19 protein-coding genes are annotated in these 26,015 nt (G+C 37.8%); 5 read left to right on the top strand and 14 right to left on the bottom strand.

The genetic code is table 11. From position 1 onward, the window contains the following. Positions 1-17: 17 nt before the first annotated feature. Positions 18-668: a beta-phosphoglucomutase gene (pgmB, locus tag AC6R0T_RS01030; RefSeq protein ID WP_230709608.1), complete on the top strand. Its 651-nt coding sequence runs from the start codon at positions 18-20 to the stop codon at positions 666-668. A gap of 126 nt (positions 669-794) precedes the next feature. Then, positions 795-1,511 (top strand): trehalose operon repressor, encoded by a 717-nt coding sequence (treR, locus tag AC6R0T_RS01025; RefSeq protein ID WP_303753584.1) that lies wholly within the window; start codon positions 795-797, stop codon positions 1,509-1,511. Positions 1,512-1,605: 94 nt separating this feature from the next. Here the strand turns inward: treR and AC6R0T_RS01020 are convergent, their stop codons facing one another. The 5 genes from AC6R0T_RS01020 to mprF form a co-directional block, all read right to left on the bottom strand. Next, positions 1,606-2,553: a nucleoside hydrolase gene (locus AC6R0T_RS01020; protein WP_303753585.1), complete on the bottom strand. Its 948-nt coding sequence runs from the start codon at positions 2,551-2,553 to the stop codon at positions 1,606-1,608. Positions 2,554-2,563: 10 nt separating this feature from the next. Then, positions 2,564-3,046, bottom strand: coding sequence for a hypothetical protein (locus AC6R0T_RS01015; protein WP_303753586.1), 483 nt, complete (start codon positions 3,044-3,046; stop codon positions 2,564-2,566). After that, positions 3,039-3,857 (bottom strand): DUF3100 domain-containing protein, encoded by an 819-nt coding sequence (locus AC6R0T_RS01010; RefSeq protein WP_303753587.1) that lies wholly within the window; start codon positions 3,855-3,857, stop codon positions 3,039-3,041. The genes AC6R0T_RS01015 and AC6R0T_RS01010 overlap by 8 nt, the downstream gene beginning before the upstream one ends. Before the next feature lie 15 nt (positions 3,858-3,872). Next, positions 3,873-4,292 carry a GNAT family N-acetyltransferase gene (locus AC6R0T_RS01005; RefSeq protein ID WP_303753588.1) on the bottom strand — a complete coding sequence of 140 codons (420 nt, stop codon included), beginning with the start codon at positions 4,290-4,292 and terminating at the stop codon, positions 3,873-3,875. Between the two features lie 231 nt (positions 4,293-4,523). Then, positions 4,524-7,094, bottom strand: a complete 2,571-nt coding sequence (gene mprF, locus AC6R0T_RS01000) for a bifunctional lysylphosphatidylglycerol flippase/synthetase MprF (protein ID WP_303753589.1) — start codon at positions 7,092-7,094, stop codon at positions 4,524-4,526. A 296-nt stretch (positions 7,095-7,390) separates the two neighbouring features. Between mprF and AC6R0T_RS00995 the strand changes: the two genes are divergently transcribed. Then, positions 7,391-8,680 (top strand): CapA family protein, encoded by a 1,290-nt coding sequence (locus AC6R0T_RS00995; RefSeq protein WP_303753590.1) that lies wholly within the window; start codon positions 7,391-7,393, stop codon positions 8,678-8,680. A 725-nt stretch (positions 8,681-9,405) separates the two neighbouring features. Here AC6R0T_RS00995 and AC6R0T_RS00990 read toward each other — a convergent pair. The 6 genes from AC6R0T_RS00990 to AC6R0T_RS00965 all read right to left on the bottom strand — a co-directional run bounded on the left by AC6R0T_RS00990 (position 9,406) and on the right by AC6R0T_RS00965 (position 17,086). Then, positions 9,406-11,724: an L-type lectin-domain containing protein gene (locus AC6R0T_RS00990; RefSeq protein ID WP_303753591.1), complete on the bottom strand. Its 2,319-nt coding sequence runs from the start codon at positions 11,722-11,724 to the stop codon at positions 9,406-9,408. Between the two features lie 42 nt (positions 11,725-11,766). Continuing rightward, entirely contained in the window at positions 11,767-13,773 is a 2,007-nt protein-coding gene (locus AC6R0T_RS00985; protein WP_303753592.1) for a collagen-binding domain-containing protein, read from the bottom strand. Between the two features lie 17 nt (positions 13,774-13,790). After that, on the bottom strand, positions 13,791-14,090 hold the full coding sequence (locus tag AC6R0T_RS00980) for a hypothetical protein (protein WP_526159560.1): 300 nt from the start codon (positions 14,088-14,090) through the stop codon (positions 13,791-13,793). A gap of 46 nt (positions 14,091-14,136) precedes the next feature. Continuing rightward, positions 14,137-15,171, bottom strand: coding sequence for a WxLIP family cell surface protein (locus tag AC6R0T_RS00975; protein WP_303753594.1), 1,035 nt, complete (start codon positions 15,169-15,171; stop codon positions 14,137-14,139). A 142-nt stretch (positions 15,172-15,313) separates the two neighbouring features. Continuing rightward, positions 15,314-16,060, bottom strand: coding sequence for a WxL domain-containing protein (locus AC6R0T_RS00970; RefSeq protein ID WP_303753595.1), 747 nt, complete (start codon positions 16,058-16,060; stop codon positions 15,314-15,316). A 51-nt stretch (positions 16,061-16,111) separates the two neighbouring features. Next, a complete protein-coding gene (locus AC6R0T_RS00965; RefSeq protein ID WP_303753596.1) occupies positions 16,112-17,086 on the bottom strand; it encodes a WxL protein host-binding domain-containing protein in 975 nt (324 codons plus the stop codon). A 310-nt stretch (positions 17,087-17,396) separates the two neighbouring features. Between AC6R0T_RS00965 and AC6R0T_RS00960 the strand changes: the two genes are divergently transcribed. Beyond that, positions 17,397-18,305: a WxL protein peptidoglycan domain-containing protein gene (locus AC6R0T_RS00960; protein WP_526159557.1), complete on the top strand. Its 909-nt coding sequence runs from the start codon at positions 17,397-17,399 to the stop codon at positions 18,303-18,305. Beyond that, entirely contained in the window at positions 18,298-19,764 is a 1,467-nt protein-coding gene (locus AC6R0T_RS00955) for a helix-turn-helix domain-containing protein (protein ID WP_303753598.1), read from the top strand. The genes AC6R0T_RS00960 and AC6R0T_RS00955 overlap by 8 nt, the downstream gene beginning before the upstream one ends. A gap of 65 nt (positions 19,765-19,829) precedes the next feature. Here the strand turns inward: AC6R0T_RS00955 and rny are convergent, their stop codons facing one another. From rny to AC6R0T_RS00940, 3 genes are all read right to left on the bottom strand, one after another. Continuing rightward, on the bottom strand, positions 19,830-21,380 hold the full coding sequence (gene rny, locus AC6R0T_RS00950) for a ribonuclease Y (RefSeq protein ID WP_206902669.1): 1,551 nt from the start codon (positions 21,378-21,380) through the stop codon (positions 19,830-19,832). A gap of 481 nt (positions 21,381-21,861) precedes the next feature. Beyond that, positions 21,862-23,196 (bottom strand): beta-N-acetylhexosaminidase, encoded by a 1,335-nt coding sequence (locus AC6R0T_RS00945; RefSeq protein ID WP_303753599.1) that lies wholly within the window; start codon positions 23,194-23,196, stop codon positions 21,862-21,864. 135 nt (positions 23,197-23,331) lie between these two features. Continuing rightward, positions 23,332-26,001 carry an alpha-mannosidase gene (locus tag AC6R0T_RS00940; protein ID WP_303753600.1) on the bottom strand — a complete coding sequence of 890 codons (2,670 nt, stop codon included), beginning with the start codon at positions 25,999-26,001 and terminating at the stop codon, positions 23,332-23,334. Positions 26,002-26,015: the final 14 nt, after the last annotated feature.

Below are 26,015 nucleotides of genomic sequence, written 5' to 3'. Positions count from 1 at the left end.
AAATGAGGAAAGTTTTTATGAAAAAAGGTTTTATCTTTGATTTGGATGGCGTTATTACAGACACAGCAAAATATCACTTCATTGCTTGGCGCGATTTAGGTGCTGAAATTGGAGTGGGCGTTGATTTAAAATTCAATGAACAGTTAAAAGGAATCAGCCGGATGGACTCTTTGGACCGCATTTTGGCCCACGGTGGCAAAGAAAACGACTTTACAATGGATCAAAAAGAAGCATTAGCCGCTAAGAAAAATACTCATTATGTTGAACTATTGCAATCTTTAACGCCACAAGACCTATTACCAGGTGTCAAAGAATTTTTAGACGCTGCCAATGCCAAACAAATTCCCTGTGCCATTGCTTCTGCTTCCAAGAACGCACCTTTTATTTTAGAAAAATTAGGAGTGAAAGATCAATTTGCCGGTATCGTTGATCCAGCGACTTTACACAAAGGTAAACCTGATCCAGAAATTTTCATTAAAGCAGCTGAACTTTTAAACATTAAACCAGAAGAAGCAGTCGGCTTTGAAGATGCTCAAGCTGGTATTGACGGAATTAAAGCTTGTGGTATGTACGCCGTGGGTGTTTTATCCGGTGAACCTTTACACGGCGCTGACTTGACTTGCCATGAATTAACCGAACTTAACATCGATGAGCTCTTACAAAAATAATGGGTGCCTATCAGCGCTGATAATTTTAGCACTTCATGGAAATATACGCCAAATCAGATAGATTTTGCGAAAGTAAGTTGCTTTTTACACAAATGCTTTTTACAATGAGGACTGGGAGGGGACGTAATGAATAAATTTCGGGAGATTTTTTTAGACTTGGAACAAAAGATTCTAAATGGTGAATATCCCCCACAATCATTGTTACCAAGTGAAAATCAACTGATTAAGGTATACAATGTCTCACGGGAAACTGTCCGCAAAGCACTAAATTTATTAAAAGATGCTGGTTATATTCAAAAAAAACAAGGAAAAGGTTCAATCGTCTTAGACATTAACCGCTTTGACTTTCCTATTTCTGGTCTAACCAGTTTTAAAGAGCTACAAGAAGCGCAACACATTCCAAATGAAACCAAAGTTGTGGAACTAAAAAAAGTTGCCGTCTCTCCTAGCCTTAGTCAAAAAACTGACTGGCCGGTCGCAAGCGAAGCTTGGAAGCTCGTGCGACAAAGAAAAATCGACGGTGAAGTTGCGATTTTGGACCGAGACTATTTAGCCATGAATATTATTCCAGAACTACCAGTTAAAAAAGCCGAAGACTCGCTTTATGGTTATTTAGAAAATGACTTGGGGCTTGTAATCGCCTATGCACAAAAAGAGATTACCGTAGAACCTGTCGACAAAGAAATCCGCGAACTGATGGAATTATCCATGGAAGAACAGCATGCGGTCTTTGTTCGCAGCTTAGTATTTTTGGAAGATACCCGTTGCTTTGAGTACACTGAATCCATCCACAAACTAGATAAATTTCGCTTCTTGGAATTCGCCCGGCGCCGAAAAGCTTAGTGAAATTAAAGAATCGCAATAACTCCTAATAGCTGAGTTATTGCGATTCTTTCTTTATAATCTATGAAGAAATTCCCCTATCTTTTTCTAATATCTAACTACTTAATACTTCTGTTAATTGCCGCGAAATCTTACTTTCATAATATTTTACATCCAAATCAAGTACTACTGAACAATTCCGTTGCTTATTGAATTCCATTCTTTCACAATCCATGACTATCCGTCCTAGTTGATCCTCTTCTAGTAGTACTTTAAGTTTCAGTGGCACCTTATATATTCTAGAATTATCTAAAGCGATTGCTACTGCTAAAGGATCATGCAAGGCACATCCAGCCGCTTCATTGTTAACAAATTCGTGTGCAGAAATATAATAATCAACAAGGTGGTAAAATAACTGTTGATTGCGAGTTCCAAATTTCCAATCAGAGACATCATCTCGGGTTAGGAGGGTCCGTAATGAAACATCTAACCCAACTAATAGGAGTGGAATATTACTATCCAAGATTTTTTTCGCAGCATGAGCATCATGAAAAAAATTTGCCTCAGCCACCCTACTTACATTTCCTTGAACAACTAAAGCTCCCCCCATTATAACTAATTCCTTAATCCCCTCAATCGCAACAGAATCTATGTCTAATGCTTTGGATATGTTCGTTAGTGGACCAGTTGCAATAACTGTCAAATTATCGCCATACTTTCGTGCTGAATTAATAATAAACTCTGCCGCCGATTGCGTATTATCTTGTCGAACTATCTCACCTAAAGAAATATCTGCTACACCATTGCTACCATGAAAAATTTTACTCCCCCTTTTTTGTATATAGTGATCTTCAGCAATCGCACAATCACTACCTTTAAATACTGGAATCGAACGCAGATCCAACATTTCTAATATATTTACGGTATTCATTGTTGCAGACTCTAAACTTGTATTACCAAAAACAGTAGTTATACCCAGGATGTCTTTTTTCACTTCGCTAATTAAGTAGGCCAATGCCAATGCATCATCAATTCCTGTATCAATATCTAAAATATACTTCATAAGTTCCACCTTATCCCACTATCATTAATCCCAGCTGAGCCAATATTACTCGACCAACATAGCTACCTATAAATACAAAACTTGCTACAATAATATATTTCCAAGAATTTTTACCTAAATCTCCCAGACTATTAGCAACAGAAATACCAGCAAATGCTAAGACTGGTGTAGTAATTGCAAGAAAATCCACTTTTCCAATTATTTCAATAAAAAAATCAGAACCCAAACAAAACACCAACGAAATAATCGATACCCATCCTAACACTGGAAATTCTGCTAATATTTTTATTTTAGTCTTCTTCATCGCCTGGGCAAAAATCATTCCTAAAAAAGCAAACGATACTAGGACCAATACGCCAATAATAGTATCTAAATTTACTGGTAAAGATTCTGGATTCTTCATAAACTTTATTTGCTGTGTAAAGAGTATTAATCCCGCTCCTAAAAGGAGGATCTTTAGATTGCTTAGTTGTGATTTACATAGCTCATTCATTGTTGACACCTCCAAGAGGAATATTTATCGCGTTTTCCTTAGTTAATAAATTGAATATAACGTTCATTAATGGAATTGATAAAAATACCATTATATATGTGCCCATAAAACTTGTAATTAGTTGACTAGCAGCTGCATAAGAAAAAATGGTTTCAGCGTGATTTGGATATAACGGTATTAGAGAACTTGATGCAGCAGTCATCATACTTGCTGAACCTAATCCCGTTCCAATCGCTAATGCACGGTAATCAAAGCCAAGAATATTAATAACCGGTGGAATAAAACTAAAAATAATTGAACCAAACAGCGTGCCAACTAAATAAATGGATAAAACACCTCGACCTTCGGGGCTGTTCAAACTAAACTTTTCTGAAATATAAGCTAATTCCCCTTCGCGACCAATTCCCAGTGTTGCACCGATTGATTCTCTTTTTAGTCCCAACAATAACGCAATTGGTAATCCTAATAGAACCGTTCCGATATTTCCTATTGCCTGAAGAATAAAGACCCAGCCCAACTGGAAAATTTCATTTAATTTTGGCGCAACATCTGCACCATAGCGTGCCATCAACGGTAGCATAATGAAAATCATATTAGTTCCAGCAAACTCTATATTTCCTGTTGTATAAATTTTTTGCAAAAGACCTCGACGAAGCAATTTTGTTCCTAAAATCATCGTTAACAAAACAGCAAATACTAGTGGCAATATGCTGACATGAAATGATCCTACCGCGAAACTTTTCACTCCTATGAATTCAGCAACGACAATAATACAAAGAACGTAAATTAGAAAACTTATTTTTTCTTTCATCAAATATCCTCCCCATCACTGATATATTTCCATTAAAACATGCTCTTTTCCATAGTATTGCAATACATTTCCAATCTCTTGAAATCCTAGATTTTCATAAAAAATTTTTTTATCTAATTGACTGCACAAAATAACTTTGTTGATTCCCTTTAAATGAAAATACTTCATACTAAATTTTATTAGTTCTTTCCCAAATCCTTTTTTTCTAAAATTAGGTGAAATGCACACGCGCTCTATTTGCATTGTTTTAGAATTTATTTTCTTTCCACGACAGCATCCTATCAAAACATTCTCAAGCAATACTATAAAATGAATGGCGACAGAATCTTGTCGGTCACATACTTCAAAATCTTTTAGACCTTGTTCATTTAAGAATATCTGATTTCTTATTTTAACTATTTCATCCCAATATTCAGTAGTTTGGTCATATTTCAATACTAAATATTCTATTATTCTTCCTCCTTATCAATAGATAATTTAATACACTAAATTCTCAAGAATATTAAAGCGTTTTCACCGGTTGCTTTTATACTAGCTATATTTCGAATTAAAGTAAATATTACATTTATAGTATTCGAACTTATTTCTTTCCAATTTTAGAAGTCTTAAAAGTAAAATAATAAAAAAAAACGCTAAATGTTGATTTATCAACATTTAGCGTTTTTCCTACTCTTCCAAAATTACTTCTTCTACCAGTGTCGGCCCTTTGTTTTTGCCGCGGCCAATTAGCCGCAGGAGTTGGGCTGAAGCCAAATAAAAACTGCTCCCTTTCAGATAAGCAAAATAACAGCCTTCCCAGCAGGTCACGTATTTTTGTTTGCCACTGAAATTATCTTGGAAGTTATAAATTGCATTGCCATAATTGTAAATGATGTTCATAATCCGTTCTTCAAAAAAAGCAAACGGACCTTCTCCCACCTTAGCCAGTGGCGCCATGCCCAAATCGACTTTTTTAAAGCCTGCTTTTTCCCAACTATCTAACATCCCTAAGACTAAAAAATTAGCTAATTCTTTGGGAGCATCTGATTTAATCCGTAATAAGTCATAAGAAACCCACTCAGTCGAAATAGCCTGCTCTGTGATAAAGCCCACCAGTTGATTTTCATTGTTGCGCACAACTGCAACGGGACTGTTTAGAATGTAGCTTTCATCAAAACGACCATTGCCAAAATATTTTTCTCCTTTACCATCTAACCAGTCTTGCGAAACAGCAGCTAATTGTGGCAAAAGCTCAGCCGGCAGTGTTTCATATTTTTTAAACGTATAACCTTGCACACTTAATTTGCGATAAACTTCTTGTTGCAAATAGTCTTCTTGGTGGTCCAGATAGGCGGTACCGGTCTCACCAATTTTGGCAAATTGGAAACCCAGATCGTGTAACTGGACGACATATTTTTCACTGATTTTGTAAAACGCCAGTTGATAGCCCAGTTTATCGGCTGCTTTCATAAAAGAAAGCGTTGCTGTCTGCCATAGTGTTTCATCTCCGATTGGATTTCCTAAAACAAAGCAGCGATTGCTTTTTATCTGATAGCCAAAAACAACGCGATCTTGACCATTGACTTGATAGTAATAATAACGATAACCTGCTAATTCTAGGCGGTGACTAGATTTCGTTCCACCGTAGCGGGTCAGTAGTTTTTCAAAACGCCTCCGGTCAAAATTCTCACCCAAATGCGCAGGACCACGACTTAAATACTGTTGCAAAGACAACAACGTTAAAGCGCCAACCGCTAAGCCGACCATGCCAGAGATCCATACATCGTCAGAAGGAAATAAAACAAACTGTCCACCCATTAAGTTGGTATTCCACCACTGGCCGCTGTGGAACCCGGCAATTGCGTAAGCAATTAATAACGTTCCAAATAAAGCGACATCAAAAATAATCGCACCCCAAGAATAGACAAATTTTTCCCGGTAAAATTCTTTACGAGATAACCATACTGCCAGTAAAATCAAACAATAAACAATGATTAGGCGTAGTGACCGGGTCCGAGAAATCGTATTTACAATCCCAAAAACTAAGACAAATAAAGTTGGAACATAGGCTTTTTTCACTTTGCCGTATAGACCACGAGCGAGCCCTAATAAGACAAAACCAATTAGTAAATTCAAGGTTTGGTCTAAAAAGTTAAATGAAAATGGCAATAAAAACTCAAAAATTTGGCTAAGATTTGATAAATTTGTCACCGTCGAAAGCAGTACCATCATAATACCGGCAAAATATACTGCCACTACGACAATCAAATGAGCAATTCGCTGTAAAATAAGGCGTGGTAAGTTATCAAAAAAGCGATTGAATTTCACCCCTGTTTGGGAAATAAATAAAATCAGACCACTTAAAAAGGGAATCAAATAATAAAAAAGACGGTAATACAATAACCAGACTACCGTTTGATTTTGAGATAGGCCCACTTGCCCCATTCCTAGAATCATCAAGACATCAAAGGTTCCCATGCCCCCTGGAACCATCGTCAGCATCCCGATTAATGTAGCAATTAAAAACATCGGATAAACTTGTTCAAAGGAAACCTGTAACTGCATAAGATAACCTATTCCTAAAAAGACCGCCAAAGCTCCTCCCCACTGACAAAAAGAAGTGATTGCCAGTTGAATCACCCGATTAGGAAAAAGATCTGCAAACAGTTTTTTACGTCGCAAATACGTTAATGTGAATAGTGCCGGTGCATATAAACTGCCGCCTACCAACCAAATCCAATAATGACGGAAGTGACTGGCATTGTGGAGGAGGAAAATGTCGATTAATAACCACAACGCCCAAAGGGATAAACCGCTAAACATAAAGAAGGCGACTTTTGAAACAGTTGCTAAAACTTTTTTACGATCAAAACCTTTCCCGTAAAAATTACTCCGCAGACTGGCCCCTACAATCCCCCCAAAACCTGCTAAATTATTGATAGTATTGGTGGTCCACGCTGCAATAAACCAACTGCCGCGAGGCATCTTCTCTCTGCCTGATTTTTCTAATACAGAAATTGTTACCCAGTCATAACCAAGCATCGGCAAAACGCCGATAAAGCCCATCAATGCCATTAAAATCAGTGTACTAGTATCTTGCTTGCCCATTGTTTGGGCCACTTGTGCCCAACTCATGCCGTGGGCAATATTGGCCACTTGATTGGCAACGAAAATTAAAATCGAGCCAAAGAAAATCAGGCGTAACAAGAGACTGTGGTTTTTTATTACACCCACGAATCCCTTTAGTTTCTCTTTCATGAAGTTTTCTCCTATCTCAAGTGCTAAGCACACTTTTATTGCTATCATTTGCTTGTTGTCACTAAAATGAACGCTGCTTTATTCCCAATGTTTTCAACTTCTGATTTTAACTTATGTAGTTAGTTTTATGGTAGCCTAAATGGCGTTTTTTTACCAACTATGTTACTACATTTAGGAAATAAGAATACTTGCGGCAAAAAAGGCGCGAATTCCCGCGAAGTCGACTATCTTTTCTTTTCGTAAGCAAGTAAACTAATAGAGAAACGTCATACAAATTTTATTTTCAGGAGGGCATTATGACCAAGTCTCGCTTAGAAAAAATGAAAGAAAAACAAGCCGCACAAAAACGTCACCTTATCTTAGTGATGAGTCTGCTTTTTCTCGCACTTGTTGGCTGCATCTTTTTAAAAGCGTTTACAGGAAAATCCGCAGCCAAAAATAGCCAGGAAACAGCACAAGTAAAACAAGCTGTACATAGTAAACAAAAGACTCCAAAGCAAAACACGACAAAACCTGATACTACAATCAAAAAAGCTGTGATTACAGCCAGTGGTGATATGTTATACCATGATATCTTGTACCGCAGTGCTTATGATGGCAATAAGTATGATCTGGCTAATGATTACGCGCAAATTTCACCATTACTGAAAAAAGCAGATCTTTCTTTGGGAGATTTCGAAGGGACAATCAACCCAAAGCGCGAACTAACTGGCTATCCCATTTTCAATGCACCACAAGCAGTAGCCGACAGCATAAAAAAAGCGGGCTTTGATGTTGTCGACTTGGCCCACAATCATATCTTAGACACCGGCTTAGAAGGCTTACATTCAACTGTTGCTGCCTTTCAAAAAAATGGGATGGAAACAATCGGAGTAAAAACCAAGACAACCAAAGATATTCTAGTCAAAGAAATAAACGGTATTAAAATTGCTTTATTGGCTTATGCCTATGGCTTTAATGGCATCGAAGCCAGTCTAACCAAAGAAGAATATGACAGTCATTTAAAAGATTTAAATATGGAAAAAGTCGCGGCCGATTTGAAAAAGGCAGAAAAAATTGCCGATATTACGATCGTCATGCCTCAAGACGGCGTGGAATACGCTTTAGAACCAAATGAAGAACAACGAGCAAAATACCGCCAAATGGTCGATTTAGGGGCAGATATTATCTTTGGCGGGCATCCCCACGTTGCAGAACCGACAGAGACAATAAAAAAAGATGGCGATAAAAAATTCATTATTTATTCCATGGGTAACTTGATTTCAGACCAACGCTACGAATCCTTACAAAATTACTGGACCGAACGAGGCGTAGTCATGGAAGTCGCTATCAAAAAAGAAAAAGATAAAACTGTCATTGAAAAAGTCACAGCTCACCCAACTTGGGTAGACAAAGAACCCATTGCCGGCCGTACCTATCAGCATCCCGAGTACGGTACCGTCCAATCCCAAGACTACCAAGTCTTTTTAGCCGAAAATTATCTGCCCGGAGGCAAATACGCCAATACCGTCTCCCAAACAAAACGCCAACGAATCGAAACCGCCTACCACGAAATGAATGAACTATTAAAAATCAACTGGGAATAATAAAAGCTAGACAAACTTGGGGAGCCGGCAAAAAATAAGAGCAGGATTTTTGAAAATTGTTCCTCAAATTTTTGAAAATTTTGCCTTATTTCTTAGCAGGCTAGTTTGAATAGCTGGACAATAAGGAAAGCTAGACAAACTTGGGCAGCTTTTGAGTAATAAGACGGGATCTTGATAAATTGCTCTTCAAATTTCTCAAGATTTTGCCTTATTGCCGATAAAGCTAGTTTGAATAGCTAGACAACTATAAAAGCTAGACAAACTTGGGCAGCTTTTGAGTAATAAGACGGGATCTTGATAAATTGCTCTTCAAATTTCTCAAGATTTTGCCTTATTGCCGATAAAGCTAGTTTGGGTAGCTGGACAATAATAAAAGCTAGACAAACTTGGGCAGCTTTTGAGTAATAAGACGGGATCTTGATAAATTGCTCTTCAAATTTCTCAAGATTTTGCCTTATTACCGATAAAGCTAGTTTGAGTAGCTAGACAACTATAAAAGCTAGACAAACTTGGGGAGCCGGCAAAAAATAAGAGCAGGATTTTTGAAAATTGTTCCTCAAATTTTTGAAAATTTTGCCTTATTTCTTAGCAGGCTAGTTTGGGTAGCTAGACAAAAAAGGTAAAGAAGATTCTATCGCTAAAAAAACATCTTCTCTAATCAATAGCACTTGTTTATCTCAAAGGTATCTGAGATAAACAAAATGATTAGTGAAGATGTTTTTTAATTATTGTGCAACATCAGAAAGAGTCCAAATTAAATCACCACGATATGTTCCCGCACGAATTAATTCTCCTTCTCCTAAATACAACGTCGTATCTGGAGAAACGGTGTATTCTATTTTTCCAGTTGCAGTTTGATCGCTATCCGCAATTAGAATTGATTTTTCAGCATTGGCTAACTTTAACGCAGCTGGAAGTATATATACGTCCTTCGTGTAACTTTGGTTTAATAGAAAACGTGCATCTTCTGTTGTATTCATTTTAATTTTTAAGACAATTGGAATATTTGTAGCTAATTGGTAAGATTCTAACGGTTTAATAGCATTACCATTACTATCTTTCACTAAATGAAAATTATCCATGGCTAATTTTAACTGCCAAGATCGCTTAGGATTTGTTCTCTCAATAGTAACCTCGGGCTGATTCGTCGTTAATGGTAATGGCAATAAATCATTTCCTTTTGCAATTTGTGCCACTGTTGCTTCCTTATTTGAAAAATTCAAATCTGGAACAGTAACTAAAGCCAATTTATCTTCCAAAATCGTAAAAGTCAGAACTACTTCATCGGCAGAATTTTTCTCGTTCGTTGCTGTAAGAGTAATTGAATACACTCCCAGAGAAAGTTTTTTTGTATCCTCTTTTGTCAATAACTCTTCAACTGGAATTCCTTTTCTTACATCAGATAAGTTATGAACCGAAGAATCATTAATATACTGCCCACTTTTCATCAACTCTTTCGCACTATTCTTTAACTCATAGTTTAAAGTAAGTGTCGTAGAATTATCATCTTGCAAAGTTGCTGGAAATTTTAACTCCTCGCCAGGAAAGATAGGTTTTAGGTCTTTTGAAGTAACACCAATGATAGGTTTGCTACTGTTTTTTATCGTATAAACGGGTTTATCATCTTCTACGATGGTCACGCCTTTAGCTGTATTCCCATCGACAGTCGAATTTTCTTGTACTAACACATCACTACTAACAACACCAACAGTAAGCGGTGTGATAACACGTATTTCATCAAATATTGGCGCGTTTTTTACTAGGTCGCCGCTATCTTTCAAGTTAAGTGAAAGTTGATTTCCTTTTGTGTCAATCGAAACTTTTTTGTCGTTTCCGACCTTAGTACCATTAAGATAGTATTGAACTGTTGCTTCTGAACCAGTTAAGTTTAAGTTAGAATTCTTTGTTTGTGTGAGTAGTAATTGACGCCAATCGAATTTACTATTTGCCCCATCATACTTGATACTCGTAGTATAGTTTACTTGATTACCAGAATATGTGACCCCTGATTTTGTGATATCTACACCTCTTGTAACATCCACAACGGACTCCGTTATATTGGCTGAAACTAGGCCAGGTATGTTCTCAAAAGTCATAACATTGCGGGCACTAGAACCTCCCGTAGAACCGGTAAAACCCCAATAAACCTTCGAGTTAGAACCAGTTAAGCCAAATCTTTTAACATAGTCATCTATAAAGATAGTTTTTTTCACAACGTCTGTAGTCATAGATTTAACAGAATCACCAGCTGCGACACGATCATTGAATGTATATGTGAGGTTACCACTTTTACTACCATTACTTGGTTGCCAAGAAAGACTAAAATGGTGCCATTTTCCATCTGCTACATTTCCCATACTTAAACTCACCGCATCATTATGAACTAATGCTACTTTATTCTGAGGAAGTAAAATATTATATGAGGCTGGATTACTTGGATAATTCCACGCTACATGAGGAACTCCCGAGGTATTCTTATCAAGAGTATCTCCATTAGAATATGTATCCAATTCAATGGCAAGACTATTTGGAATGGCTCCTTTAGCTGCATCTGCAATTGAAGTAACATTCTGGTCAAATCCCCAAACACCTAATCGTGATCCCCCATAATTCTTTTGATCCATAAATGCACTACTCCCCGCAGAAGCATTGTGCATTACAAAAGCCATCCCATCAGCTGGAGTTGTCTTTGTGAAAATATTAAGCCACATCGATGAGGTAAACGGTTTGCTTAAATCTAATCGGTATTCCGGATTAGACCAAATTGCTCCTTTTTGATTTCCTTTGTCTGCCGTTATCATAATTGCAGAATCCAATTGATCATTGGGTGAATACAATACTTGACTGTCTAAGCCACTTACCTTGGTAAACACACCTTCCATCGGCGTATAAAGATCAACTCCTCCGTTAGTAGGTAAGCTCAGCGGAGGACTTAATGTATTTACCGCAATCGAACCTGAACTAGCAGCTTCAACGTATCTATTACCCAATACCAAAGATGCACTAATTAAACTTAAAATCACTATCCGCCAATACTTTTTCATTGCTATTCACCTCACAGGTTACAAAAAAACACTAGCTACTAACTAATTAACGGTATCTGACAATTTCCAATTTAAAGTACCTTGATAAGTTCCAACTTTTGTCGGACTTTTATTTATTTCGAGTTCGAGAGTCGAGTTTTTGTCAACATTATATGTCTTAGTGCCAGAGCCAGAAAGAGTTGAACTTGGTTCTGTTGAATTTGGGTCTGCTGTGCTTAAATTGCCTCCCTCTGACAAACTTAAATTAAGCCTTCCACCTATGCTATCGCTATTACTATTGCTTAACTTGAAATTATTATCTTCCAAACTTAAGGTCAAATTCCACTTACCATTAGCTCGCGTATCCGTAATTTGGATAATTCCTTCATCGGTACCATTTGACGCTGCTGGGCTGTCGGACACTTGGAATCCTTCTAAACCTAGTTGTATTGTGCCAGAGCCTAGTTTAATTGTCCCAAAGTTAAGATTTGGAATTTTTGAAAGAGTTAGAGCTCCCATTATTTGTTTTTGTATCACTAGTCTTGTCACAGCGGCAATTGCATTATTATTATCATAGGTGTAGCGAATATAGTACACTGCATCAGGCTCTTTTGTGTCAATTTCTGACTTCGTAATTGGAAGATTATCTTTATCAAAATAAGTTACTTGTATCTTACTTAATTCTTTAGAAAAAGAAGTTTGTTCGTTTGGATTGTTCGTATCTCGTTGATAAGTTATACCATTATGCGTTGTAATAGCTTCTATAAATTGTTTTTCATTCGACAAAAATTTATTAATATCCGAATTCAAAGGAACATCAACACTACTTTGCGCTTTGATACGTGCTTTTTCGATGGAACTTGCATCACCAAAACCAAATTTCAAAAAAATCCCTCCATCTAAAGACTGGTTGGTGGTGATACTTGCTTTTGGTGCGATAATTTTTCCCTTAAAGGCCACATTATTAGTAATTGTTTCAGCTGTTGGAAAGTTCCAGATTACATTTGCCCCATTCAGGTTATAGCCACCTTGAATATCTACCGTACCGTTTGTATCATGTACATTCACAATAACTGTATCATCTGATGAAAAATCGCTGAAATTTATGTTAGTAAGTTTGTTATTTGATACCGTCATATCATATACATAGGTTTTAGGTTGATCAGCTAGCTCATATTTTGAATTTTTTACAACCGTAGTTCCAGAATAGTCTTGCTGTATTCCCAATCCATCTAAATAAGTTGACTGATTTAATATTGCTTGTAAGAAGTCAGGTATAGTCAATTCTTTTTCTCGTAACTTATCGCTAAAGCTTTTCACTTTAGAATCTGTCTCTGAACCTAAACCCGTGATAGCACCTGTTCCTGTTGGACGTGGACTATTATAATACGTTACTTGGTTTTGTAATGAATAATCAGAGTACACACCTTTATCTTTACTAACACCATCAAAACTTAATGTATTATTTTCAACATATAACGGACCATTAATAATAGCACCATAATCAGATTTACTTGAATCTTTAATTGAAACACTTGTGTTTTTTACGTTTAAACCTCCACTTATAATCGCAACGGAGCCAGTAAATGGATAATTGACAATTTGTGCCCCATCAAGTGAAAAAACATCATACGTATTTAGCCAATCTTGAATTTCAGCCACATTTTGGAATTGATTTTCACTAAATCGTTTTGTTCGATCGAGAAAGTCTGTACTTAACTCCTGTGTAGTTGCTTTTGTGAGTGCCTTTTTGACACTGGCTGTCTTTTTTTCTGTTTTAACAGAATTATCAGTTGAACTTGCTGAAGATTCTGTTGAAGATGATTCTGTCTTTTCTTCTGTAGAGCTTACGGACTCACTTTGTTTGACGGCGTCTTTTATCGTGCTGTCTGTTGTTTTAGTCGTGCTTGCTTGTGGCGAAATTTCACTAACTGCTGTATCTGAAGCGGTCGTATCAGGTGCTGATTCCAACACACTACTACTGGTGGACTCGGTCACTTTAGCAAATACAGTTAGTGGACTACCGATTAATAAACTGGCAATTAGAATGCCAGAGACTATTTTTTTCAAAAGTATCCCCTCCAACTTTATGCGTACTCATCTGTCTGCTCTTTTTGGCACTTTTTGAAAAGCAAAAAGAGCAAGATAGCAAACACAACCACTTCAATTCCAATCACAATGAGAGAAAATAGCTCTTGTGATCCGAATTGTGGAATCAACCCTTGGCGGTCATGGGGGGCAATCCCAATTAAATAGTTCTCATGACCATCTGGGATTACAATCGGTGCTGTCGGCCGATAGCCATTATCGACAATCGTTACTTGCGCCGTACTTGTTTCACTGGCGACAGCTGGAAAAGATAGTACCAGATTAAAGGTTACACTCAAAAGTGATGAAAAAAACACGAGACCTATTTTTAAAATTGAAAATTTTCTATTCTGTTTTAGTATCATCCTCATCTTCTTTCCTTTTTTTCCGGCCCAAAATAAAGGCCAAAATTACGAGTATTAGAAGTAAGAGTACCGCAATCAAAATATAGAGCCATAGATAGTTTTTCTCCGGTAGTCCGACAGCTTCTTCATTAATTTTTTGCAAGCCTTTATCAGCAATCGTAAAATCTTGTTCAAACTTCCATTCTTTCTTGCCAGAAGTTGCAACTAAACTTAAATGGTAATCGCCAGCTTCAATCGGTTGATTTTTCCAATCAATTGCAAAATCATAATTGGAATTTGGTGCCATTTCTTGTTTATCCTTTTTCGTAGCTTTATAAACTTTATCGCTACCTTTTTGATAAACCTTAGCATCAACGGTCATCTCACCAAAAGCTTGGGGCTTAATATTTTGCAAATTAGCAAAGACAGCAGTTCTGCTATTATCCAATCCCGGCTTAATTGCATTTAATTTCAATTCAGGTTCAATTGTCTTTTTCAAATCTTCCCGCAACGCCACACCTAAAACCAAGGCATAACGATTATCAATTTGAATATTACCACTGCTTTGTGTTTTATTCTCATCATCACGCAAAGCATAAAATCCACCCAATATCATGCCATCAAAGGCTTGTTTAGGGGTAGTCATGGTAAAGGTCACATTTTTAACCTCTTTTGCTTTTAACGTGATATCTTGCGGTTTTGAAAAAAGCTCTGGAATTGTATATTTGGCACTATCGTCTTTAGGATACTTATATTGCGAGTATTCAATCACACCATTACGGTTCGTAAAAGCCGGATTAGGTGAGACATTCAACTTAATCGCCTTATCTTCTAAATTTGTAAATTTAATCGTTAAATTTTGTTTTGTATCAGGCTTCACATGAAGGTCAAAATACGTGCTCGTTCCCACTTGATTATCAGGGATTGCAGCTTCCATCGTAAAACCCGCCCCACCTTCTGCATAAACTGAAGACGGTAGAATAGTTACTGCTAGTATTGCCAGCAGTCCTAACAGTAGAAATTTACTTTTTTTCATTGTCAACATCCTTTGTAATCTGTCAGGGACACCCTGCGTTTTCATTTTATGATAAAAGGTACATTTTTACAAAAACCCGAACGCCGAGACGTTCGGGTTTTTATATATTTTACTAAAATCTAAAATTTTAGATTATTCGTTACTATTTAGCGGCAGCAGTATCAAAAGTATTTCCTAATGTCCATGTAATATCAGCTTGGTATGTGGCAGCTTTGATTTTTGGATCTTGAGGGATTGTTAGGGTAGAAGATGGATCAGCAATAAAGTTATTTTCGCCGCCACCTTCACTTTTATCTCCATCAGCTTTTAAAAGAGTCATTACACCATCAGCGGAACCTTGTTTCAAATCAACATCAGTTGGCGTAACAGAATTTGTCTTCGTAGCATCATCACTTGACTTAACAACTAAGTGAAGAACAACACCATTTAGTGTGCCTAAATTATCGCTAATATCATCTGACTTACTATCTTTAATTTTTGCTTCAAAAGTTCCCAATTTCGCAGTTAAATTCCATCCAGAATTAACGCCACGAAAATCAGATACTTTTAGTTTAAGATCTGAATTCCCATCGTTAGCAGTCACATCCTTGGAAGTAACGTTGTTGCCACCACTTGTTACTTCTCCGTTAACTAATGGTAATGTAACCCCTTTTGTAGCAATATCTTTAACGTTTGTTTTCCCAAAATTCAAATCTGGAACTTTATCTAGCGTTAATTTACCAGTATCACCAGCTTCAACTTGAAACTCAGCTGTTGATTTTCCAACGGCAGGATTTCCATCTTCGGCGGTTGCAATTGGTTCATCAGCGGCAAACACAACGCCACTACCACCAGCAAGAGCTAATAATGCCATACCTGATACAGTTAAACCTTTAAGAATATTTTTCAATTTTATTTCCCCCTTATTTTAAGCGACTAACAACAATTTATGAAAAGAGCGTTAACCGTCGCTCGTTTTCCTTTTTTTAGCTTGGCGTATTGCCAAGAAGATAACACCAATTAAAAGCAATCCCAATAGCGCAATAATCAACAGCAATAAAAGATGATTATCACGATAAGCAACTTTTGCTGCGTCATTTACTTTTTTTGCATCAGCTTTGGTAATTGTGAAGTGCTGATCTAGCTTTATTTGCTGATGGCTACTTTTAATTGTGCCTGTGAGATGATAGCTTCCAGCAGAGATAGCCATCCCTTGTAATGAGATACCTTTTTCAAAAGTACTAAAAGGTGCTAACAGCACTTGAGCTTGCCGAGCTTGCCAAGTCTTCTTGATAAGACCAAAGAAGCTTTCTTGGGTAAGCTTAAGATCAAAGGTCAAATTCTCCTCCAAAACACCGACATCATTCACAAAACGTACACCAACAGCTGGCATACCAGTAATGTTTTTTGCGACAAATTGATTGACAGAAACATTAGCCTGATTGATTTTTTCCTTGCTGCCCAAAACGGTTACAGGCAACAACGCTGCTTCTTGATTATCTTCTGTTAGGCGAATCCCCCCTAGAAGATGACCAGAAAATTGTGTAGGTATTTTGATTGGTGTCGCTATTTCTAGTGTTTGACCGGCAGCAATGGTGATACTTTGTTTTTGAATTACAGCTGCGAATTTAAAAGGTGCTGTTTTAACAGGGAATGTTTTGTCCTGATATACAAGCTTTCCCTCAAAGTCTGTCACCGGATCGACACCGGTTAAGATCAATGCTTTCTTATTACCGGAAAAATTAGTGACAGAAAGTTTTAACTGATGCACGTTACTATCTGCAGGGATCTCTAGTTTTTGACTAACCACGCGACGTGAATCTAACGACAATGGCGTAAGTGTTACATCTCCACTAGCAGCGGCTGCTTGCAAGTTAAAACTAAAAAAAAACGGAATCAATAGTAATACTGCTATGTAAAGTTTCTTTTTCAGCATCCTACCTCCCCCTTATTAAAATTCTCAGCAACCACAATTATATTTATTTTTTTTTACAATTCAAATTAACTTCTTCCTTATTTTTACTGAAATAGCTTGTAAATACATGTAGGATAACGGCTGTGCAATTTTCTTCAAATAATCCTAGTTTTTATGCACATAAAAAAATATACGCAAAAAAAAATTATTGTTATACTGAAGATAGTATTTTTTTACTATAAAAACATTATTCTAGTGTGATAATGTCCGAGTGGAGTTGGCTATTATTTTGAAAAAGCGGTTTTTTTCAGTTATTTTTATCCTTTTGAGCGTGGGGGGAGCTTTTTTTCTCTTTTCAAATTATGCTTTGGCAGCTGGTGCAGATTACAGTGTGACCCCGATACTCCCTTCAAATCAGATTGGTAAGGTGAGCTACTTTGATATTCTTGTTTCCCCGCAAAAAGTCTACCAACTGGATCTGTATTTTGAAAATTTGACTACAACAAAAAAAAACTTGGCAGTAGCAGTCAATCCTGCTCATACGAATCAAAACGGGGCTTTAGAATATACTGACAAAAGTCATAAACTTCTTAATAACTTAAATGTAGCGGAATTAATCAACGGGCCGAAAACTGTAACACTTTCTCCTAATGAAGCGAAAGTTGTTTCCTATCAACTACATATGCCACCAAAAAAATTTAACGGTATCCTAATCGGAGCCTTTCAAATTCAAAGTGTTGACAATTTTGAAGAAGATAATAAATCTGGATTAAACAATAAGTTTGCCTATGAAATAGGTTTAGCTGTTCGAGAAGAAAAGCAAGAACCCAAAGCAGAAGTTTCTTTTGATAATTTACGCATCAAAGATCACCAGCTCGTCATTGACATCACCAATAATTCAGACGGTCGCTTATCTCAAGCGGACTTTACTGGATCTTTAACAGGCAATATGGAAGATAAATTTTCTAACCATAAATTAAGTATCGTGGCTCGGGACAAGGCAACCTTAACATTACCTTTTTCAAAGAATTTAAAAGCCGGCACCTATCAGCTTAATTTGAAAATTCCTTCTATTAATTACAACTTCAAAAAAGACTTTAAGCTTCAAGGACAAACCAAACTCTCTGTCAGTGAGACTACTCGTCCTTGGATCTTTGTCGTAATTGGTTTTGCTTTATTGGTTATTGTAGGAGCTGGACTTTATTTACGTCGTAAAAGGAGGGCTAAGGAGAATGTTTGAAGAATTACTATTTGAAACAGGCACGCAAATCAAGCTAGATATTTTCCGTAGCCTAAGCAAACGCGCTCCTGGTCAATATACGTATCAAGAAATTAGCGAAGCGACGCAACTGACTTATAGTCAGTTAACAAAAGGATTATTGGAAATTGAGGAAGAATTGACACAAGCTAACTATTTAACCCAACCGCTGATCCGCCCTAATATCGGCGTCGTTACCACTGAAATGACTATTTCTACAGATCAATATTTGGAGTTTCTTTTAAAAGAAAGTCTGCCCTATCATTTTTTGCTGGCCACTTTGTTAGAACCTGAACTCGGGTTAGAAAATTTTTGTAAACGCCATTTTATAAGCCGCTCTACTTTATCACGTAAAATGCGCAAAATGACTATTTTTTTGAAGGAGTACGGCATTCAAATTAGTTATCATGATTTTGCTTTAACTGGCCGCGAAGACAAGATCCGCCTATTTTATTACTACTTTATTTATCTGTGCCACCACAATCTCAGCTGGCCTTTTACAATTTCGCAAGTGGAAGCTGCACTACAAGTTGAAAAGTTTGCTAAATTTTTTCCACAAAACGGTCGCTATGTCAGCCGTTTGATGCTTACCATCTTTGGTGGGGTCTGTATAACGCGCATCCACCAGCACAAGTTAATGCCTGCTGATGCTCGGGTAGATTTTATTTTTGAGGCAAATCCTCATTATGACTTAAATAAACTTAACAATGAATATGGCTTAAAAAAATATCAATCCCAAGCTGAGGCACGCTTTATTTATTTTATTTGTAATTTTTTCCCATTTTATGAGATGCCAGAAGACCCTGCTATCGCAGCTAGCTTAAAGACCTTTCAAACTGTGGCAAATCCGGTGGGAAACTTTGGCGATCGAATCGTTTGTTTTGTTGCTGAAACGCTGCAATTAGACTTATCAAGGGAACTGACGAATCTGTTACGCGCTAATTTATACAATAGTTTACTAGCCTTCTATATTTTTTCTGGTCCTTTTCCAAATCTGATTAGTTTTTTAATCCCAAAAGGAAATCATAAATTAATCGAAAATGAATTTCAAAATGATATTTACCTTTTTTTATTGAGATTAACGAATGAACCTGAATTCCAAGTATTTCAAAAGTCAGCCTTGCCTTTAGCAAAAATGATTCGGGAAAGCCTACTTCCATTAATATTGCGTTCTAACACTCATACCCGTCTCCGGGTTGCGATTGCGTCTGAGCCAAACTATTTATTAACATTTAATTTATTGAATTTTTTAAAGGAATTAAGCTTTGTTGATGTGGCTTATTTTCAAGAAGGAAAAAGCTATGATTTGATCATATCTACATTAGCTACCTTACCAACTGATAAGCCTATTTATTATTGGCAGCATGAATTTGGTACCCGAAACCTTAATAATCTTTATCAGAGATTATTACAGCAATTTATGCAGAAAAACGGCATCTAGTGAACTTTCCCCCTAACTCAAAAACACCCCGCTGACTAAATTCAGCGGGGTGTTTGATTTCAAAATTATTTGGCGTAGTCTGTGGCGCGGGTTTCCCGAATCACAGTTACTTTGATATGGCCTGGATAGTCCAGTTCGTCTTCAATTTTTTTGCGGATGTCTCGCACTAAGCGAACCGCTTCTAAGTCTGAGATTTCTTCTGGTTTAACCATTACCCGTACTTCGCGACCAGCTTGGACAGCGAAGCTTGATTCTACACCAGAAAAACTATTGGAGATATTCTCTAAGTTTTCCAACCGTTTGATGTAGTTTTCTAATGATTCACTGCGGGCACCTGGGCGAGCAGCAGATAGTGCATCTGCGGCCGCAACTAAGACGGAGATAACTGACGTTGCTTCTGTATCGCCATGGTGTGATGCAATGGCGTTAATCACAACTGGGTTTTCTTTGTACTTAGCGGCTAATTCCGCACCGATTTCCACGTGAGAGCCTTCGATTTCATGATCTAGCGCTTTACCGATATCGTGAAGGAGACCTGCTCGTTTAGCAAGTTGTACATCCTCACCTAGTTCAGCGGCTAAGATACCAGATAACTTGGCAACTTCAATGGAGTGGTTCAAGACATTTTGACCATAACTTGTACGGAAATGTAAGCGTCCTAAGATCTTAATTAAATCAGGATGCAAGGTGTGGGCGCCAACTTCAAATGCGGCTTCTTCCCCGTATTCACGGATGCGTTCATCCATTTCTTTACGAGATTTCTCCACCATTTCTTCAATACGAGCTGGATGAATACGACCATCTTGGATTAGTTTTTCCAATGTCATGCGGGCAATTTCCCGTCTGATTGGATCAAACCCTGACAATACCACTGCTTCTGGTGTGTCATCGATAATCAAATCAATCCCTGTCAAAGTCTCCAAGGTACGAATGTTGCGGCCTTCACGACCGATGATCCGTCCTTTCATTTCATCGTTTGGCAATGAAACAACAGAGACTGTCATCTCGGAAACTTGATCTGCAGCACAGCGTTGGATGGCTAGGGACAATAAGTTCTTGGCTTTTCTGTCCGCTTCTTCCTTGGCTCTTTGCTCAGACTCTTTCACCATTAAGGTCAGTTCATGATTCAACTCTTCTTCTGTTGATTTCATGATGATCTCTTTGGCTTCATCACGGGACAAAGCAGCGATTTTTTCAAGCTCTTGCTGTTGTCCTTCGATTAATTTTTCGACTTCATTTTCTCGCTCGTCAATTAATTGCTGTTTCGCACTAAGTTTTGTTTCTTTTTCTTCCAGTGAGTTTTCGCGTTTTTCAATTGAGTCGTCTTTGCGATCAAGCAGCTGCTCTCTTTGGAGCAAGCGATTTTCTTGGGTTTTTAATTCAAGTTTGCTTTCCTTCAACTCACTTTCAATTTCTGCACGATACTTCTGATTTTCTTCCTTAGCTTCTAACAAGGCTTCTTTTTTTAGAGTTTCCGCTTCTTTTTGCGCACTGGTCAAAATCCCTTGAGCAGAACTTTGCGCCCCTGCGATCTCTTTTTCGTGACGAGATTTAGCAACGAATAGCCCTAATAAAACACCGACAATTAAACCGATGATAGCGAGGAGAATATACATTAAAGTCAATAGATCCACCTCCGTACTATCTTATTCAATTATTGTTCGTAGTTTTTTGATAAACTTTAATCTGAAATTATCAATATGCCTACATGCATATGTGTTTTAGACACAACTTTATTCTAATGTTTGTCGTAAGGGCTGTCAACTTATAAAAGTTAAAAGTACTTCTTATAAAGGAGCGTTATTTTTCTTCTAATTTTATTGAAAAAATTGCAGGGAAGTAACAAATTTATTTCGTTTTTTTATTTGTAAAACTCACCTGGGCAAAGCGGATAAAAATGAGGGGGCTTCACCAAAATAAGCGTGAAATTTTCAGAAACTATCAAGAGTTGGCTGTAACTTTTGGAAAAATTTCAGTCTATTTAGTAGTGCTTTTTTATCGCTAGTATAAAAAGTCCTGCCAACCAATAGGTTACCCGCATTTTTAATAGGTTGTGTTTGTATCCTAGGTGCCATAGTTTCAAGATACTTGCGCTTTTTATTTTTGCCAGTGCTCAAAAAGTGTGTGATAGTGCGCTTTAGTCCGAGTTAGCTGACTGACTTTTTCATTTAAGGCTGCTTGTAAGTAAAAGACGGCATCAATTACCTCAGCTACCGTCTGAGCATTGGGATCATCGGCCCAAATCGCCAAGGCGACAGCGGGTGTTTGGGCTAAATATTTCGCGGCCACAAGTTGATCGTTGGCAAATAAGTCCAATGTAAAGCCTTGTTGAATTTTTTCATAGGTCGGATAGCTGTATCCTGCCATCTCCCCTAAAACATAATAAAAATAATTATCATTATGGTTCACAACTTGATATCCCGCTTCAAAAAATGTCTCCACTGGCGCCATATTTTTATTCCAACGGGTCCAATAGGAAATCTGACAATTTTTAGAAAGGGTCAATTGTTCTTGCCGATTCAAGCGATAAAAACCATCATTCCAAACGCGAACGACAAAGCCTAAGTCACTGATTTTTGCGACTAAATTATTCACATAGTCAGTAAAGATCTCAATTCCGCTCGCCTTTGGACCAAACTTTTCTAAGGCAGCTTTTTGCAAGGTCGGATATACTTCCACTTGGTCAAAATCAATGAATTCATCCGCGCCAATGTGAAAGTACTGGCTTTGTTTAAAAAGTTCTGCGTATTCTTGATAAATTTCAAAGACGAAATCTACCGCAGCCGGATTTAAAATATCGAGCGCCCGCACATCCGCCACTAGTTTTCCTGCTACGGATTTTTCTAATCGCCAATCCGGATAAGTTTCTAACACCTGCTCTAAGTGTCCAGGACTGTCAATATCTGGAATTACTTCAATATAAAAGTTTTGACAATACGCAATCAGCTCTTTTACTTCTGCTTGGGTTAAGTGTTGTTTTGAAACAATTTCCGGATGTTTTTTTGACTCGATCCGAAAGCCTTCATTTTCTGAAAAATGCAATTGTAAGTGCGTAAAATTAAACAAGGCCATGCTGCGTACCAGACGCTTTAATTCTTTTAAGGGATAGAATTTGCGGCCAATATCAATCATTAAACAGCGTTCTTTCATTTGTGGTAACTGTATACGCCACTCTTCGTTAAAAAGTTCATGTAAAACCAACTGAACTGCGCCATAAAACAGTCCCGCCTCGTTTTTTGCTAAAAGTTGGGAATGTTCATTTTCCTCATAAGTAAACTCCTGCATTAAAGAAGGCACTAATACCAGTTCAATTTTACGTGTAGTTTCTGATGAAAATTCATAGCCGCATGCTTTGAATAATTGCGCCACTTGTTCTGCGACTTGTGCTGCTTTAGGTGTGGCTGTTTGAAAGCCAATTAAAATTTCGGTCATTTTATTAACTCCTTTTTTTCAAAACAAAATACCCGTAGCTTAAGCTGACGTATTCCAACTGCCGACAAGGCTGTATTTGGGATTAAGCATGCTAAGCTCGGGTATCTTTATTTACTTGCCGTAAAGTCTACTTTTTTAAAATTCTACTGTGCGAATTTCGTAAGGCTGTAATGTATCTTCATAGTCTTTTAAAGGTTCTTCTAATAGATTTAAGGTCTTAATTGGCGCCTGATCATCTTTTTTTAGTACCAAAGCATCTTTATCGCCACTTAAGTTGTACCCTCTTAGAATTAACGCCTGGTCGTCTTTACGACGTTTTAAGGCAGTTGGTTCAAATTTTTCACCCGTAATTTTTACAAAAACATCTTGTGGGGCCAGTTTGCCGTGGTGGATATCTGTTTGTTTCACGCTCAGTGGGACTTGCGCGCTATGAGCTCGTTTGTAGCTGTCAAAACGCGTTTCTTTTTCACCGTGAAGTTCAATGCCGTAATTAAACGTATGCTCGCCCAGACACTGTGCTTCTGGTGTTGGGAAATATCCCCAGTCCCCTAATTCGCCGACACAACGTAATAGAGTTAACGCAATGGTATCATTGACGATTTCATATTCGTTTAAACCATAGTTAGATACCGTTAATCCAAAGTCATCCGCATGCAAATTGACAAATGCATGTTGATGCTGGGGATTCGTTGGATTTTCCCAGTGTTTGGAAACTTGGTTTGGCCGGATCACGGTTTCATAAATACTGTCTGCTTCATGCGTGGCCACATCTAAAGTTGTTGGAAATAACGCCCGTAAACGATGGTCTTTGGCTTGGTTATTGACTGTTGTCGCAAATTCCACCATTTTACTATTTTTATTTAAAGTGATCTCCGTTACGATCGGATAAGCAATTGTTTCTTTACTGCGACTTGCGTCACGGAAGCGGAAGTCCACGACTTTCTTTTGTTCCAAATCCAGTAGATCTTCAGCGGACTTCGGAATTTCCATTTCATGAGTTAAGCGTACTTTAGCCACTAAGCCATTGTCTTCTAACACTTCAACTTGATGAGGAAAGAACGTTGATAAGATCGCGTGATCACCTTTAGGTTGTTTAAAGATATATTCATTGGCAATATCTCCCACATCTTCAAAAACAAGTAAATTGTTTAATGTTTTCCCGGTTTCCTTGTTGGTGACACTTAAGCTACCATCTGATGTTATTTCAGCTTTAATAAAATTATTTTCCAAAATGCGGCCATGCTTAGCGACTAAAGAATTCGGAAGCTCTTTTGCCTCTCCTACCACTAAAGCAAAGCTATCCCAGGCATAACCTGCCATTGCGGCAACGTCGATTGTTACGGTTACGTATTTTTCCATGTAAGGAATACGGAAACGATCCTTTGGTAAGTCGTAATCAAAACGAATTTGTTCTTCACTAATTACTGCTGGCACCACTTTGCCATTTTGATCGATAACATAATAACTTTGCGCATCCTCTGCAGCTAGCTTGTCATAGCCCTCAGAAGGATAAAGCTCTGCAAAAGTTACCCGTTTTACTTCAATATCAACTTGGGCGACACCACTTTTTTTAGTGCCGGCCGTATTGAAGATGACAAATGGAAAACTATCTGCTGGAAATTTTGACGTGTCAATGGCTGCTGTTAGCTGCGCGCACGCTTCATCAGCCAAGTATTTGCCGACTTCATTTGCTTTTTCAAAACGCGGCATCATTTCCCGATGGACTTCATCGACAGAACAGCCGCAAATGCTGTCATGGGGATGATTTTGCATCAATGTTTTCCAAGCGTAATCCAATTCATCAAAAGGATATTCGCCAGAAACTTCATACGCCATCGCCGCCAGTGGTTCGGTTATATTTTCTAATTGGCGACTAACGCGCGTATTCCATTGTTTTAAATATACGCGCGCCGAAGCTGTATTAGCTAAGGTAAACCAGCCGTCTGTTTCTTGTGAGGTCAATTCGCCATTTACATCACCTAAATCTGCTGGTAAATCACTTTGAACCGCAGCTAAATAATCAGTAAAGTTAGAATGAACAAACTCATAATCGGGGTATAGTTCGTTGGCTAATTTTATTGCTTTGGCGACATCTTTTTGAACAGGTTGATGGTCAACGCCGTTCATCATTAACAGATGATCGGTAGAGGCAAATTTTTCAGCATCCGCTAATTTTTGATCCCAAAAAGCGCGAGCCGCTTTTTCTTCAGCGGGAATTTCATTGCCGTTTGAATACCAGTTAGCAAATAATAACCCAAAAATATCCGTGCCATCTGGACCAATCCAATTCATTTCAGAATATTGCGAAGTGTAATTGTCATCGGCTAAAACTTGATTGTCAAAGCCGATTGGTTTCACACCGCGACCAAAAGCCGCTGCTTGTAAATTGGCTTGCTTCATCATTTGTGGGGTTTGTCCCATATTGCCAAAAGTATCCGGGAAGTAGCCCAACATAACCGGTGTGCCCCATTTTTTACTGTCTTCCATGCCAATCAGCATATTGCGCACATTTGACTCTGAACTAGTTAAAAAGTCATCTTGTAAAATATAAAAAGGTCCAATTCGTAGTTTGCCAGCGTCAATCGCCTTTTGAATGGCTTCACGTTTTTCCGGACGAACTTGAAGATAGTCATCTAAAATAATCGTTTGGCCGTCCAAGTGGAAGCTGTTAAAATCTGGATCTTTTTCAAACAATTCCAATAAGTCATCCATCAAAGTAACAAGGCGCATATGGTGCTGTTCATAGGCCATATACCATTCGCGATCCCAATGACTGTGGGAAATAATATATACTTTTTTCTTCATGTTTGTCGTCTCCT

Source organism: Enterococcus sp. S86.2, from assembly GCF_059834485.2.
Note: the sequence above shows the minus strand (reverse complement) of the source record. Positions and strands in the feature narration are given on the sequence as shown.

Coding starts and splice junctions, on each gene's coding strand:
- AC6R0T_RS01015 (WP_303753586.1), bottom strand. CDS start 3,046: ATGAATGAGCTATGTAAATCACAACTAAGCAATCTAAAGATCCTCCTT.
- AC6R0T_RS00990 (WP_303753591.1), bottom strand. CDS start 11,724: ATGAAAAAGTATTGGCGGATAGTGATTTTAAGTTTAATTAGTGCATCT.
- AC6R0T_RS00995 (WP_303753590.1), top strand. CDS start 7,391: ATGACCAAGTCTCGCTTAGAAAAAATGAAAGAAAAACAAGCCGCACAA.
- AC6R0T_RS00940 (WP_303753600.1), bottom strand. CDS start 26,001: ATGAAGAAAAAAGTATATATTATTTCCCACAGTCATTGGGATCGCGAA.
- AC6R0T_RS01010 (WP_303753587.1), bottom strand. CDS start 3,857: ATGAAAGAAAAAATAAGTTTTCTAATTTACGTTCTTTGTATTATTGTC.
- AC6R0T_RS00945 (WP_303753599.1), bottom strand. CDS start 23,196: ATGACCGAAATTTTAATTGGCTTTCAAACAGCCACACCTAAAGCAGCA.
- AC6R0T_RS00965 (WP_303753596.1), bottom strand. CDS start 17,086: ATGCTGAAAAAGAAACTTTACATAGCAGTATTACTATTGATTCCGTTT.
- AC6R0T_RS00955 (WP_303753598.1), top strand. CDS start 18,298: ATGTTTGAAGAATTACTATTTGAAACAGGCACGCAAATCAAGCTAGAT.
- pgmB (WP_230709608.1), top strand. CDS start 18: ATGAAAAAAGGTTTTATCTTTGATTTGGATGGCGTTATTACAGACACA.
- AC6R0T_RS01020 (WP_303753585.1), bottom strand. CDS start 2,553: ATGAAGTATATTTTAGATATTGATACAGGAATTGATGATGCATTGGCA.
- mprF (WP_303753589.1), bottom strand. CDS start 7,094: ATGAAAGAGAAACTAAAGGGATTCGTGGGTGTAATAAAAAACCACAGT.
- AC6R0T_RS00975 (WP_303753594.1), bottom strand. CDS start 15,171: ATGAAAAAAAGTAAATTTCTACTGTTAGGACTGCTGGCAATACTAGCA.
- rny (WP_206902669.1), bottom strand. CDS start 21,380: ATGTATATTCTCCTCGCTATCATCGGTTTAATTGTCGGTGTTTTATTA.
- treR (WP_303753584.1), top strand. CDS start 795: ATGAATAAATTTCGGGAGATTTTTTTAGACTTGGAACAAAAGATTCTA.